Origin of the sequence: Streptococcus sp. HSISS2 (genome assembly GCF_000448665.1) — a bacterium.
GTDB lineage: Bacteria > Bacillota > Bacilli > Lactobacillales > Streptococcaceae > Streptococcus > Streptococcus raffinosi.
The window spans coordinates 1,267,766-1,281,543 of sequence record NZ_CM002133.1 but is presented as its reverse complement, the minus strand read 5'-3'; the positions used below and the strand labels follow the sequence as shown (position 1 = coordinate 1,281,543).

Below are 13,778 nucleotides of genomic sequence, written 5' to 3'. Positions count from 1 at the left end.
TGGATGTCATTGCTCGTTTTGAAAAGGTCGTTCAAGCAACAGCAGACCAATTTGGTGCTCAGGCTGAGATTGTTTGGGGCAATTCTCCCTTTGTGACTTACAATGATTTGACGCTTACACCTCTCATCTTTGAAAATTCTAAGGCTTTCGCAGAAGTGATTGAAACCTTGCCATCAACAGGTGGCGAAGATTTTGCGACCTATCAGAAGTCAATCCCAGGTGTTTTTGCCTTCATTGGTTCTAATGGTGACGATGATGCTGCCGACTGGCACCATGATGATTTCCTTGTGAAAGACGAAGCCTTACCTGCAGCTGTTAATTACTATGTGGAAAACGCCCTCTTCCTACTTGATTATTTTAAGGATAACCACTAATCCTTAGAGGGTATACCATTGAAGCATCCAGCCGATTGGTTGGGTGCTATTCTTGTTTCATGATGAATTTGGTGATGAGAAAGTGAGATTTCCTTTTCTTGCTTTTTCTTTTGTTTTTCGATAAAATGAAAGCGTTATCATTTTAAAAATAAGTTAGGAAGTGGTCAAGTATTTTATAGGAATCCTTTGCCTTATGACTTCCAAGTAAGGAGAAAATATGTTAATTGGTATCCCAAAAGAAATCAAAAATAATGAAAATCGTGTGGCGCTAACACCTGCTGGTGTCCAAAGTCTTGTGGCTAAGGGACATGTCGTGTTAATCGAAACAAATGCAGGCCTTGGCTCTGGTTTTGCGGATGCAGATTATGCCAATCAAGGTGCTAAAATCGTTGCGACTGCTGCAGAAGCATGGGCAGCAGAACTGGTTGTTAAAGTTAAGGAGCCACTTGCTGAAGAATATGGCTTCCTTCGTGAAGATCTTTTACTCTTTACCTACTTGCACATGGCAGCAGCTCCGGGTTTGGCAGATGCAATGGTTAATGCCAAGACAACAGGTGTGGCCTATGAAACGGTTCGTGATCAAGAAGGCCACTTGCCACTTTTGGTTCCAATGAGTGAAGTTGCAGGACGCATGGCTGTACAAATTGGTGCCCACTTCTTGACTAAGCAAGAGGGTGGTTCTGGTGTGCTTCTAGGAGGAGTGCCTGGTGTTCCTAAAGGTAAGGTTACCATTATCGGAGGGGGTGTCGTAGGGACACATGCAGCCCGTATTGCGCTTGGACTCGGAGCCCAAGTAACGATTCTTGATATTAGCGCCAAACGTTTGTCAGTCCTTGAAGATGTCTTTGGTAGTCAAATTCAAACACTGATGTCAAATCCTTTCAATATTGAAGCAAGTGTCCGTGATGCTGACGTGGTTATTGGAGCGGTCCTTATTCCAGGTGCTAAAGCGCCTAAACTAGTTACTGAACAAATGGTTAAACAGATGCGTCCTGGTTCTGTTATTGTGGATGTAGCGGTTGACCAAGGTGGGGTTATTGAAACAGCGGATCGTGTAACGACTCATGATGAACCAGTTTATGAAAAACACGGTGTCCTTCACTATGCCGTTGCCAATATTCCAGGAGCCGTGGCACGTACATCAACCATTGCCCTTACCAACGTTACCCTTCCTTATATTGAAGCTCTGGCAGGACTAGGCTTCAAACAGGCAATTCAAAATGATGAAGGTCTTCGCCAAGGTGTAACAACCTACCAAGGACACATCACTAGCCAACCAGTTGCCGAAGGATTAAACAGAAATTACACGTCAATTGACGAATTGCTATAAGCATCAATCTATCCTAATAACAGAGGAGCCACACCATGATTTGGTGTGACTCCTTTTTTGATATTCAGTGTTTTACCGTTTGATATGGCTATAGCTACTAAGCTTGATAATGGTAGAATGACTCCTAATGATAGTCTTATTTTATGGTATAATGAGTAGGTAAATACTATAGTAATGACTACTAAAAATGCTTATTTGTTCTTGCTTTGGCATGCAATTTATTAGGAGGTTTTTATCATGGCTAATCATATTCGTGTTATGGTGTCGATTGTTATGGCTCAGCTGATTGTCCTTTATCTAGGACTTCAGATGGCTCTACCATTTACTAAGGTTCTAACTACGGTAGGTGTGGTTGCTTTTCTCGAGATTGTTTATCATGTGGTGATAGCTCGTAAGATTGGAGCAAACATTTCATTCAGAGTGTTTTGGCAAACGTTTAAAAAGGTCCTTCGAAAAAATGCTGCCTTTTTAATTCTATTAGGGGTTGCACCGATTTTCTTCAAAAGTGAAGACTTCATGGCTTTCATAACCTGGCAGCTTTTCTTTGTCGTCTTGGTGAGTGATGTCATCATGGCTTCAAATGATATGCCATTATCTCGATAAGACCTAAACCCTAGACATTTCAATGAAAGACTGTAGATAATGTTCACCATTCAAAGAAATCATTTGTCAGATCAAGGTGTAGATTATGTCACTTTTGGCAAGGGAGACAAAACTCTCATTATCATTACGGGGTTAAGTTTGCAACGTTTAAGTGATCTGTCCAATCTTGCCACTTACGCCTTGTTTTATCAATATGCTAAGGAGTACAAGGTCTATATTTTGATAGAAGGGACCATATCGAAGAAGACATTACTATTGAGAATATGGCTGATGACCTCTATCATTCTCTGGAAAATTGCATATTACTAATACCTCTATCATAGGTATATCACAGGGGGGTATGATTGCTCAGCTATTTGCTATCAAGTATCCTCAAAAGGTGAAAAAGCTAGTATTAGCGCTGACACTCTCTCGTAATAATACCATCAGTAGAGAAACCGTTGGAGGGTGGATAGAGATGGCAGAAAATGGAGAGATGGACCAGCTCAATAAGGATTCGATGAGTAAATCATTTTCGTCACCTGTGTTAAAGAAATTATATGTGATTAACAGATTATTTTTGAAGTCTGTAAGTACAGAAAAACGCCATCGATTTGTTTGTTTAGCCAAGTCAATTCTAGCCTTTAATTGCTATAGTTCGCTTGATAAAATTACTTGTCCGACCCTTGTTCTGGGAGCCAAATACGATTTAGTTCTGGGTGTGGATGGCGCCAGGGAGCTGGCAAATGGGATCCCAAATGCTTCTTATTATGAATTTGACAAATTGGGGCATGCGGCTTATATTGAAAGCAGACGCTTCAACCAAGTTTTATTAGAATTCCTGCAATAAATCACTCAGAAAACTCATTTTTAAAGAGTCTTTATATCTTCAGTGATATAAGATATGAAAGCGGTTATGGCAAAAGCTGTAGCCTTTTTATTTTCCAGTTCAGATATGTGCAGTTTGAAAAATTAAATGATAGAATGGCAATAGATAGGAGGATACAGAAATGTTGAACTATGATTTGATTGTTATCGGTTTTGGTAAAGCCGGTAAGACTCTGGCCGCTAAGATGAATGCGGCTGGTAAAAAAGTTGCTGTCATCGAACGCAGCAAAGCCATGTATGGCGGTACTTGCATTAATATTGCTTGTATCCCAACCAAGACTATGATTGTAGCGGCCGAAAAGGGCTGGTCATTTGACGATACCATGAAAGAACGTGGTGCGGTGACTGGTCGTCTTAACGCTAAGAATTATAAAATGTTGGCCGATAATGGCGTTGATGTCATTGATGCAGAGGCACATTTCGTGTCAAATAAGGTTATTGAAGTAGTGGCAGGTGATGACCGCCAAGAGCTTACAGCTGAGACTATTGTCATCAATACAGGTGCTGTGTCTAATGTCTTGCCTATTCCTGGCTTGACAACAGCTGAGCATGTCTACGATTCAACTGGTATTCAAACCCTTGAAGCCTTGCCTAAACGTTTAGGTGTCCTAGGTGGTGGTAATATCGGGCTTGAATTTGCTGGCCTTTATAACCGTTTGGGAAGCCAAGTGACTGTCTTGGATGCTGCGACTAGCTTCTTGCCACGTGTGGAGCCATCTATTGCTAAGTTGGCTAAGGAATACATGGAAGAGGACGGCATTGTCTTTGAGCAAGGTGTTAAAACATCTGAAGTTAAGAACGACGGTGATGAAGTTGTCGTTGTTACTGATAAAGGAGACTTCCGTTTTGATGCGCTCCTTTATGCGACAGGACGCAAGCCTAATATTGAACCCCTTCACTTGGAAAACACCGATATTGCCTTGACTGAGCGTGGTGGTATCCAGGTTAATAAGCATTTGGAAACAAGTGTTCCGGGTGTCTTTGCAGTGGGTGATGTCAATGGTGGCCTTCAATTCACTTATATTTCATTAGATGATTTCCGTATTGTCTTTAATTACCTTACAGGCGATGGCAGTTATAACCTTGAAACACGTGGAGCTGTTCCAACCGCTATGTTCCTCAACCCACCTTTGGCACAGGTTGGTCTTACTGAAGACCAAGCCAGAGCAGCAGGTGGACCAGTTGCTGTCAAGGAACTTCCAGTTGCTGGCATGCCTCGTGGTCATGTAAACGGTGATTTGCGTGGTGCCTTCAAAGCTGTGGTAAATCCTGAAACTAAGGAAATTTTGGGAGTGACCCTCTTTGGTCAAGAGTCTCATGAAATTATCAATCTAATTACCCTAGCGATGAACCATCACATTCCATATACAGATTTGGCTAAACAAATCTTTACTCACCCAACTATGGCTGAGAACCTAAACGATTTGTTTGCGATTTAACATGAAAAGAGCCGAGAGGCTCTTTTTTGAAAACATCTCTCTAATGCCAAGCGACACTCTAGGTTAGATGTCGCTTTTTTGCGCTTTGATGATAAGATAGAAGTGACATAGGAAGATTCCTTAGATTGGTGCTCTTAATCCACTCAGGGAGGTTGATAGACCTTGAGTTACCACTAGAAACTGTATGAAAAACTTAGAAAGATACTCGTATGCCAATTGGTCTGTGGGTGTGTATAACTTATGACTAAGAAAGTAGGAGTGGGCAAGGCCCACAGTAAGATTATTTTGATGGGGGAGCACTCGGTAGTTTATGGTCATCCTGCCCTTGCTCTACCTCTTAAGGATATTGAGGTTGTCTGTCAGATTCAGGCGGCTGATACTCCTTTGACGCTCAAGGCTCAGGATCCCTTGACGACAGCGATTTTTTCAGCGCTTAATTATCTGGAAATCAAGAATCAGCCTATCAGCTATGATATTTCGTCTAGCGTCCCTGAAAAGCGTGGCATGGGGTCATCTGCTGCAGTGGCCATTGCGGCTATTCGTGCGGTTTTTGATTATTTCGACCAGGAGCTTAGCCAGGAGACCTTGGAAATGCTGGTCCATCAGGCAGAGACTATTGCCCATAGTAAACCTAGTGGCTTAGATGCTAAGACCTGTTTGAGTGACCAAGCCATCAGCTTTACGCGAAACATTGGTTTCAAGGAAATCGAGGTCAATTTAGGTGCCTATCTGGTCATTGCTGATACGGGCATCCATGGAAACACCCGTGAGGCTGTGGAGAAGGTTGAGGCTATCGGGCTAGATGCCTTATCAGACCTGAACCGACTGGGCGAATTAAGTCAGCAGGCAGAACTAGCCCTCAAAGCCAAGGATCAAAAGCTTCTTGGTCAGCTCATGTCTCAAGCCCATAATCATCTTAAATCTTTAGGTGTATCTTGTGACTTGTCGGACCTTCTAGTAGCAACTGCTCTGGATCACGGTGCACAGGGAGCAAAGATGTCAGGCGGAGGACTGGGTGGTTGCATTATTGCCCTAACAAGTACCAAAGATCAAGCCCAAACGATTGCTAAAAAACTTCAAGAAAAAGGAGCCGTAAACACGTGGATAGAAAGCCTGTAAGCGTCAAATCGTACGCAAATATTGCTATTGTCAAATACTGGGGTAAGGCAGATGCGGAGCGTATGATTCCTTCAACCAGCAGTATCTCACTGACTTTGGAGAATATGTATACGGAAACCAAGTTGTCTTTTCTGCCTGAGGATGCGACTGGTGATGTCATGTATATCGATGATGAGCTCCAAGGGGAAAAGAAACAACCAAGGCCAGCAAGGTCTTAGATCTCTTCCGTACCAATCCAAACCAACATGTCAAGATTGAAACTTGTAACAACATGCCAACAGCTGCAGGTTTATCATCAAGTTCCTCAGGTCTTTCTGCCCTAGTTAAGGCGGCTAACGAACTCTTCCAAGTAGGAAAAACGCAGTCTGAATTAGCTCAAATTGCCAAGTTTGCCTCAGGCTCGTCATCACGGTCTTTCTTTGGTCCATTGTCAGCTTGGGACAAGGATAGTGGTGAGGTTTATCAAGTTGAAACAGACCTCAAATTGGCCATGATTATGCTGGTTTTGACAGATCAAAAGAAACCTGTATCAAGCCGTGATGGTATGAAATTGTGTACCAAAACATCGACCTCCTTCCCAGAGTGGATTAAACAGTCTGAGCAGGATTACAAGGATATGTTGGCCTATCTCAAAGCAAATGATTTCCAAGCGGTCGGCGAGCTTACTGAAGCCAATGCCCTTCGTATGCACCAAACCACAAGTACGGCCAACCCTCCATTTTCATACCTAACTGAAGCCTCATACCAGGCTATGGATAAGGTTAAGGCCCTCCGTGCCTCTGGTGAGCAGTGTTATTTCACGATGGATGCAGGGCCAAATGTTAAGGTGCTTTGTCTGGAAGAAGACCTGGACCGCCTAGCAGACCATTTCCGTAAGGATTATCAGGTCATTGTTTCACGCACCAAGGAGTTGCCAGATGCCTAAGCCCTCAGTCAATCAGGTCACAGTAAAAACAGGTGGAAAGCTCTACATTGCTGGAGAATATTCAGTCTTAACACCTGGTCAAACGGCCCTAATCCAATTTATTCCCATTTTCATGTCAGCAGAGGTCAAGGAAGCACAAACTACCCAGTTGTCCTCAGACATGTTTGACTATAGTGTTAGTCGTGAGCCAGACGCAAATTATGATCTCATTCAAGAGGCCTTGAATACTTTTGAGGCATATTGTGGTGAGAAGTTGCCTAGTCTGGACCTTTCCATCACAGGAAAGTTGGAACGAGATGGGGTTAAATTTGGTATCGGTTCTTCGGGTTCTGTTGTGGTATTGACCCTCAAGGCCTTGGCAGCAGCCCTTCAGAAAGACTTATCTAAAGACATTCTCTTTAAATTAGCTAGCTACACCCTTCTCAAGCAAGGAGATAATGGTTCTATGGGGGACCTAGCTTGTATCGTATACGAGGATTTGGTTGCCTATCGTTCCTTTGACCGTGCAAAAATAGCAGAGCTAATAAATCAAGTGACCTTATCAGAGCTTTTGGAAAAGACTGGGGCTATCGTATCAGACCTGTAGTACCAGCTCTCAAGGCTCATTTTTTGGTGGGGTGGACCAAGCAAGCTGCTATTTCAAAAGACATGGTTAAGATGGCCAAATCTCGCATATCAAGCCAGTATCTAACTGAAACCGAAGTGGCTGTTCAAGCTGCCATCAAGGCTCTGGAAACAGGAGATAAGACCTTACTTAAGAGCAGCCTCCAAGCTGTCAGTGACCAGTTGGAATCGCTTAGTCCAGATATTTATGTGGACAAGCTGAAAAAACTCAAAGAAGCTGAACAAGGACTCGATGCTATCGCTAAGTCTTCTGGAGCAGGAGGTGGCGACTGTGGTATTGCCTTTGCCTTTGACCAATCTAGCCGAGATGCTCTAGTCGAGCGTTGGCAACAGGAAGGTATAGAGCTTTTGTATGAGGTTTAAGGGTCAGCCTAGTAGATATAATCACGCAAGAAAGTAAAGAAATAACCTATGACAAATCGTAAAGACGATCACATCCGTTATGCCCTCAAGTACCAGTCGCCCTACAATAGTTTTGACGATATGGAACTTATCCACAAGTCCCTACCGACTTATGATTTAGATCAGATTGACTTGTCCACACATTTTGCGGGACGAGATTGGAATTTTCCCTTTTATATCAATGCCATGACAGGTGGTTCTGCTAAAGGTGGTGCAGTTAATCGAAAACTAGCTGAGGTAGCCAGTCGAACGGGTATTCTCATGGTAACGGGTTCCTATAGTGCTGCTCTAAAGGGAGAGGCACCAGAATCCTTTGACTATCGTCAAGAGTTTCCAGACTTAGACCTTGCGACCAATATCGGTGTGGATAAGTCTGTGGACCTGGGCATTAAGACAGTGGAAGCTATGAACCCAGTCTTTTTACAGCTCCATGTTAACCTTATGCAGGAGCTTCTCATGCCTGAGGGAGAGCGTATGTTCCACACTTGGAAGGAAAATGTGGCGGCTTATGCACAGAAAATAGAGGTTCCTCTTGTGCTTAAGGAGGTCGGCTTTGGTATGGATATGGAAACCATTCGTTACGCCATGTCTCAGGGCATCAAAACTGTGGATATCTCAGGTCGTGGTGGAACTAGCTTTGCCTATATTGAAAATAGTCGAGGCGGCAACCGTGATTACCTTAATGACTGGGGACAAAGTACGGTTCAGACCCTCCTGCAAGCCCAAGATCTTCGTGAAGATGTGGAAATCTTAGCCTCTGGTGGCGTGCGCAATCCACTTGATATGGTTAAATGTCTGGTCTTAGGAGCAAAAGGTGTAGGCCTCTCACGAACAGTCCTTGAATTGGTAGAACGTTACCCTGTGGATAAGGTTGTGGCTGTCGTTAATGGCTGGAAGGACGACCTTCGTCTCATCATGTGTGCCCTTGATTGTCGGACTGTTGATGAGCTCAAATCTGTGGATTACATCTTACATGGTAAGCTACAAGGGACTTATATCAAACAAGAGAAGTAGTAAAGAGCCAAGTGCTCTTTTTTTCTTTTTCTTATTATGTTAAAATACTGTAATGTAAAACATTGTATTTTTCAGTCAACGCATGTTTGTTTTCAAAAATACATGGAATGATAGGTGTTAGGTTAAAGAAATATTAAAGGAGTAACTATGTCTCAGCAGGTTATTAAAGCGGACAATTTAGGCAAAAGTTTTGGGTCTTTTAAAGCCATAAGTTCCCTCACTTTCGAGGTCAACAAGGGAGAAATTTTAGGTTTTCTTGGACCGTCTGGATCTGGTAAAACGACCACAATCAATATTCTCACAGGTCAATTGACACCAGACCAAGGGCAATCATCAATTCTAGCTAAGTCCTCTACCAATTTGAACGAGGAAGACCTTGCTAATATTGGTCTAATTACGGAAAATAGTGGCTATTATGAAAAGTTGAGCCTTTATGACAATCTCCTCTTTTTCGCAAAACTCTACGATGTTCCACAAGGGGACCTTGATGATTTGATGAAGCGTGTGGGTCTCTATGACAGACGTAAAACGCTGGCTGAAAAGTTATCAACAGGGATGAAGCAACGTATGTTGTTGGTTCGTGCCATTATTAACAAGCCTCAAGTTCTCTTTCTGGATGAACCGACTTCAGGCTTGGATCCGTCAACTTCCCAGTCTATTCATGAACTTATTAAGGAGTTGCAAGCAGAAGGGACAACCATTTTTCTAACGACCCATGACATGCACGAGGCGACTATCCTCTGTGACAAGATTGTCCTTCTTAATAAAGGACAAATTGTAGAAGCGGGGACTCCAAGTGATTTGATTCAAAAGTACAATACAGATAAACGTGTCAAAATTACCTATCAATCTGGTAAGGAAGACTACCTATCGTTTTCAGAGTTAGGACAGGTCAGCCAGACTGATGATATTTTAACCATTCATTCTTGTGAACCGACCTTGGAAGATATCTTTATCCAACTAACAGGAGGTAAGCTCAATGCGTAAGCAGTTAAAATCACTCATGTGGCTCAGACGCCGAATTATCTTATCTAACAAAAGTCTTTTAATCCAAGTCTTGCTACCATTTGGCTTTACTTATCTATATAAAAAACTCACTGAGATACAGGGAGCATTGAATACAGAATCCAAGGTTAGATTGCTTGTAATGTGTTTGTCTATGGCCCTTTTATTTGGGAATGGGAATACAATTAGTACCATTGTGTCTGAGGAAAGGGAGAAGAAGACCCTCCGTACTCTCCTTCTGAGTGGTGTTAAGACGAAAAATTACATAATCTCTACCCTTGTTTTCCCATTCGCCATTAGTCTTGCTTCAGCTCTTTTCATTCCTAAAATTCTAGAGATTGATTTGGGTAAACAGTCAGATACTTATTATCTTATTGTTTTATTAACTGCGGTAGCTGTCATGCTTATCTATCTATTTATTGGTATGGTGTGTAAGACTCAAATTTCTTCACAGATTGTTAGTCTACCAGTAACGATGATTAGCCTTTTCATTCCAACATTTTTAGGCATGAGTGATACCTTTGATACCGTTATAAAATATAGTCACATGGGACTTTTCACAAATGCACTTAGTGATTTGGACCACTTTAAGTGGCAGGATCAAAAAGCTAGTTTAATAGCTCTAATCATTTGGATTCTTGTCTTTGCATTACTTGACTTTATGCAGGCTAAGAAAATACGAAAGATTTCTTAATTTTCCTATTGAAGAGATAAGTTTCTATGTTGGCTATGACGTCCGCATTCACGTAAGGAAAGTCTAAAAAATCCATTTTACAAAAGAATATCTTACAAAAAAGAGCGGAAGCTCTTTTTTTATTACCCACTCAAGCAAAAAGTAACTTTTCCCCTTGACAAGTTACTGCCTTAGGAGTATTATTTTCAGTGAAATACGGTAGGTGAGGCTACCACAAGGATACGGATGACTACCGCAAAGCAGTGGAGACACTATTCGTTGGTCAACAGTCCTGATCGCCAAGGTCAAGACTAAGCTCATTTCATCGCCTTGCGGAGCTAAAGCTTGAACGGTCCATTTTTTGACAGAATCTATTAAAAAATCAACCTCGAGTTTATAGAGTCTTACCTGTATATGGGTAGGACTCTTTTCTTTTATCTGAGGTCCACCCACTATGTAAAAAAATGAAAGGAGAAACCTATGAGACTAATCGACGATCACCCCGAACCGCACCTAACCAGTCAATCGCTGATTAGTGTCTTAGGGACTCCATAAGTGATTGACTCCTGATTAAATAAGGAGATTCCAATGTCAACAAATAAAGAAAGACTTATTGCTGCTCTTCAAGAGCCACTTGAAACAACCCTTACTCGCTACAAGACTCATTTGGATGGCTTGAAGGAAGACCAAGTAGAAGAAAACCGTGACCTTTATGGGGAAAATGTCATAACCAAAGGACAAGAGGATTCTATCATCAAAAAGATTTATGAATCTATCATCAATCCCTTTACTGTTATTCTCTTAGTCATTGCTCTGGTTTCCTTTATCACCAATGTCTGGCTTGCTAAACCGGGTGAAGAAGACCCAACGACTTCTATCATCATTGTCACTCTAGTTTTGATATCTGGTGGTATCCGTTTTATTCAAGAACTTCGTAGCGACAAGGCTGCCAGTAATTTGTCTCGCATGATTGTCAATACAGCAACAGTACTTCGAGATGGCAGTGAACAAGAAATCCCAATTGATGAAATTGTGGTTGGAGATGTGGTCAAACTAAGTGCGGGAGATATGATTCCGGCTGATGTGGTCTTACTAGATTCTCGTGATTTCTTTGTTCAACAGTCTGGCTTGACAGGTGAAAGCGATGCTGTGGAAAAAGCTTGTCTGGCTAAAGCAGATGGTCAAAATCTAGAGAGCCTGCTTGAAAGTGAGAGCCTTGCTTTCATGGGAACTAATGTTATCTCTGGTCGTGCAACAGCCTTGGTTTTAGTTGTTGGTGATGAAACCATGATGGGAGCAATTGAGCAGACCATCAATACTTATGACGAACCAACTTCATTTGAACGTGAGATGAATTCCATTTCTTGGCTCTTGATTCGACTCATGTTGGTTATGGTTCCTGTTGTTTTTGTGATTAACGGTTTAACAGATGGGGACTGGCTTGAAGCCGGCGTCTTTGCCCTTAGTGTGGGAGTCGGTTTGACCCCAGAAATGTTGCCGATGATTATCACAGCCAGTCTTGCCAAGGGTTCTATCATTATGGCCAAGGAAAAGGTGGTCATCAAAAAGCTTAATGCTATTCAAGACCTAGGGGCTATCGACATCCTTTGTACGGATAAGACAGGAACCCTGACTCAGGATGAAATCGTTCTTGAGTACCCTCTTGATATCCATGGTGACCTTGACCTATCAGTACTTCGGAGAGCCTATCTTAATTCTTATTTCCAAACTGGCTTAAAAAATCTTATGGACCGTGCCATTATTAGCCGAACTGAAAGAGAAGCTAAGAAACATGACATCGTTCGTGACCTTGACCAGACCTTCCACAAGATTGATGAGCTACCTTTTGATTTTGAACGTCGTCGCATGAGTGTCATTGTTAAAGACACTGATGGATTTGTTAGTATGGTGACAAAAGGTGCCCTTGAAGAAATGCTCTCTGTTTCTAACTATGTGGAATACAAGGGAGACATTATCCCATTGACTAACGATGTTCGTGAGGAAGTCCTTACGGAAGTTGCACAGTTGAATGAACAAGGTTTGCGTGTTCTCGGTGTTAGCTACAAATCACAGCTTAATGAAAATGACGTCTTTAGTGTCGAAGATGAAAGTGATATGATTTTGACGGGATATCTTGCCTTCCTTGACCCACCAAAACCATCAGCAGCACCTGCTATCAAGGCTTTGGCGGAATATGGTGTGACCACAAAAATTTTGACTGGAGACAATGATAAGGTGACACAGGCTGTCTGTGAAAAAGTTGGTCTAGATGTGACGCACATTCTACTTGGAAGTGATCTTGATACCATGTCAGATCAAGATTTGGCTAAGGCTGTGGAAACGACAACAGTCTTTGCTAAGTTATCTCCAGACCAAAAGGCACGAATTATCCTAAGCCTTAAGGAAAATGGGCATAAGGTAGGCTATATGGGTGATGGTATCAACGATGCCCCATCCATGAAGGTGTCAGATGTGGGGATTTCTGTGGATACAGCTGTTGATATCGCCAAAGAAACTGCAGATGCTATCTTGCTTGATAAGGATTTAATGGTCTTGGAAAAAGGTTTGGTTGAAGGACGGAAGGTCTATGCTAATATGACTAAATATATCAAGATGACCGTTTCTTCAAATTTCGGGAATATCTTTTCTCTCCTCTTTGCCAGCATTTTCTTACCATTTCTACCAATGGCACCTGTGCATTTGATTGTCCTAAATCTTGTCTATGATATCTCTTGTATAGCCCTTCCATTTGACAATGTGGACAAGGAATTTCTTAAAGAGCCACATATCTGGGAAGCCAAATCAATCATGCGTTTCATGGCTTGGATAGGACCTATTTCGTCCGTATTTGATATTTTGACATATATCTTGCTCTATTTTATCATTGTGCCAATGATTTTGGGGCATAGCTATGTTCATGGTTCACCAGAAGCGTCAGCATTTATCATTATTTTCCAAACAGGTTGGTTTATTGAATCTATGTGGTCTCAAACCATGGTTATCCACATGTTACGTTCACCAAAACTACCATTTATTCAAAGTCACCCAGCACTATCAGTTGTTGTGACAACCTTATTTGCTGCTTTCTTTGTGACTTCTCTTCCATACAGTCCATTGGCTGGTCTCTTAAAACTCAGCCATCTAAACGGTCTCTATTTCATTCTCTTGTTTATCATCATTACTTTGTATATGCTTAGTGTTACCTTTGTGAAGCATATCTATATTAAGAAATACAAAGAATGGTTATAGGATAACTATACTTAGAAAAAGAGCGTCAGCTCTTTTTTCATTACCTTTCATTCTGCCAAAACCTTTTCATTTATGGTATAATAAGGCGATTATGGATGGTGAGAAACTCTAATTTAGAACGTTGAAAAAGGGTCTCATTGAACAGAATCAATAG

The 13,778-nt window shown here is 41.9% G+C and carries 11 protein-coding genes, 2 pseudogenes and 1 riboswitch; all 13 genes and pseudogenes read left to right on the top strand.

What is annotated here, in order from left to right; genetic code table 11:
• The coding region (locus HSISS2_RS05720; protein WP_042767028.1) for a M20/M25/M40 family metallo-hydrolase at nt 1-374 on the top strand (374 nt) is incomplete at its 5' end.
• Nucleotides 375-591: 217 nt separating this feature from the next.
• Nucleotides 592-1,704 carry an alanine dehydrogenase gene (ald, locus tag HSISS2_RS05715; RefSeq protein WP_008534037.1) on the top strand — a complete coding sequence of 371 codons (1,113 nt, stop codon included), beginning with the start codon at nt 592-594 and terminating at the stop codon, nt 1,702-1,704.
• Between the two features lie 237 nt (nt 1,705-1,941).
• Complete coding sequence (locus HSISS2_RS05710; RefSeq protein WP_021145825.1) at nt 1,942-2,307, top strand: hypothetical protein; 366 nt, start codon at nt 1,942-1,944, stop codon at nt 2,305-2,307.
• A 63-nt stretch (nt 2,308-2,370) separates the two neighbouring features.
• The gene (locus HSISS2_RS11795) at nt 2,371-2,616 is read left to right on the top strand and encodes a hypothetical protein (protein ID WP_240471995.1); all 246 of its coding nucleotides are present in this window, start codon (nt 2,371-2,373) and stop codon (nt 2,614-2,616) included.
• Nucleotides 2,617-2,647: 31 nt separating this feature from the next.
• Nucleotides 2,648-3,136: an alpha/beta fold hydrolase gene (locus HSISS2_RS11790; RefSeq protein WP_240471994.1), complete on the top strand. Its 489-nt coding sequence runs from the start codon at nt 2,648-2,650 to the stop codon at nt 3,134-3,136.
• A 160-nt stretch (nt 3,137-3,296) separates the two neighbouring features.
• A complete protein-coding gene (locus HSISS2_RS05700) occupies nt 3,297-4,613 on the top strand; it encodes an FAD-containing oxidoreductase (protein WP_021145823.1) in 1,317 nt (438 codons plus the stop codon).
• 240 nt (nt 4,614-4,853) lie between these two features.
• A complete protein-coding gene (gene mvk, locus HSISS2_RS05695; protein WP_003093452.1) occupies nt 4,854-5,732 on the top strand; it encodes a mevalonate kinase in 879 nt (292 codons plus the stop codon).
• A pseudogene (mvaD, locus tag HSISS2_RS05690) lies at nt 5,714-6,657 on the top strand (diphosphomevalonate decarboxylase). The gene mvk and the pseudogene mvaD overlap by 19 nt, the downstream one beginning before the upstream one ends.
• Nucleotides 6,650-7,644, top strand: a pseudogene (locus tag HSISS2_RS05685) (phosphomevalonate kinase). The pseudogenes mvaD and HSISS2_RS05685 overlap by 8 nt, the downstream one beginning before the upstream one ends.
• Before the next feature lie 48 nt (nt 7,645-7,692).
• Nucleotides 7,693-8,697, top strand: coding sequence for a type 2 isopentenyl-diphosphate Delta-isomerase (gene fni / locus HSISS2_RS05680; RefSeq protein ID WP_021145818.1), 1,005 nt, complete (start codon nt 7,693-7,695; stop codon nt 8,695-8,697).
• Between the two features lie 147 nt (nt 8,698-8,844).
• On the top strand, nt 8,845-9,684 hold the full coding sequence (locus HSISS2_RS05675) for an ABC transporter ATP-binding protein (RefSeq protein ID WP_021145817.1): 840 nt from the start codon (nt 8,845-8,847) through the stop codon (nt 9,682-9,684).
• Nucleotides 9,677-10,396, top strand: a complete 720-nt coding sequence (locus HSISS2_RS05670; protein WP_021145816.1) for an ABC transporter permease — start codon at nt 9,677-9,679, stop codon at nt 10,394-10,396. The genes HSISS2_RS05675 and HSISS2_RS05670 overlap by 8 nt, the downstream gene beginning before the upstream one ends.
• 187 nt (nt 10,397-10,583) lie before the next feature.
• Nucleotides 10,584-10,739, top strand: a riboswitch (M-box (ykoK) riboswitch).
• A gap of 224 nt (nt 10,740-10,963) precedes the next feature.
• Entirely contained in the window at nt 10,964-13,624 is a 2,661-nt protein-coding gene (gene mgtA / locus HSISS2_RS05665; protein WP_021145815.1) for a magnesium-translocating P-type ATPase, read from the top strand.
• Nucleotides 13,625-13,778: the final 154 nt, after the last annotated feature.

What these genes read in the sequence shown, in the direction of transcription:
- ald (WP_008534037.1), top strand. Translation starts at nt 592, where the DNA reads ATGTTAATTGGTATCCCAAAAGAAATCAAAAATAATGAAAATCGTGTG.
- HSISS2_RS05710 (WP_021145825.1), top strand. Translation starts at nt 1,942, where the DNA reads ATGGCTAATCATATTCGTGTTATGGTGTCGATTGTTATGGCTCAGCTG.
- HSISS2_RS11790 (WP_240471994.1), top strand. Translation starts at nt 2,648, where the DNA reads ATGATTGCTCAGCTATTTGCTATCAAGTATCCTCAAAAGGTGAAAAAG.
- HSISS2_RS05700 (WP_021145823.1), top strand. Translation starts at nt 3,297, where the DNA reads ATGTTGAACTATGATTTGATTGTTATCGGTTTTGGTAAAGCCGGTAAG.
- mvk (WP_003093452.1), top strand. Translation starts at nt 4,854, where the DNA reads ATGACTAAGAAAGTAGGAGTGGGCAAGGCCCACAGTAAGATTATTTTG.
- fni (WP_021145818.1), top strand. Translation starts at nt 7,693, where the DNA reads ATGACAAATCGTAAAGACGATCACATCCGTTATGCCCTCAAGTACCAG.
- HSISS2_RS05675 (WP_021145817.1), top strand. Translation starts at nt 8,845, where the DNA reads ATGTCTCAGCAGGTTATTAAAGCGGACAATTTAGGCAAAAGTTTTGGG.
- HSISS2_RS05670 (WP_021145816.1), top strand. Translation starts at nt 9,677, where the DNA reads ATGCGTAAGCAGTTAAAATCACTCATGTGGCTCAGACGCCGAATTATC.
- mgtA (WP_021145815.1), top strand. Translation starts at nt 10,964, where the DNA reads ATGTCAACAAATAAAGAAAGACTTATTGCTGCTCTTCAAGAGCCACTT.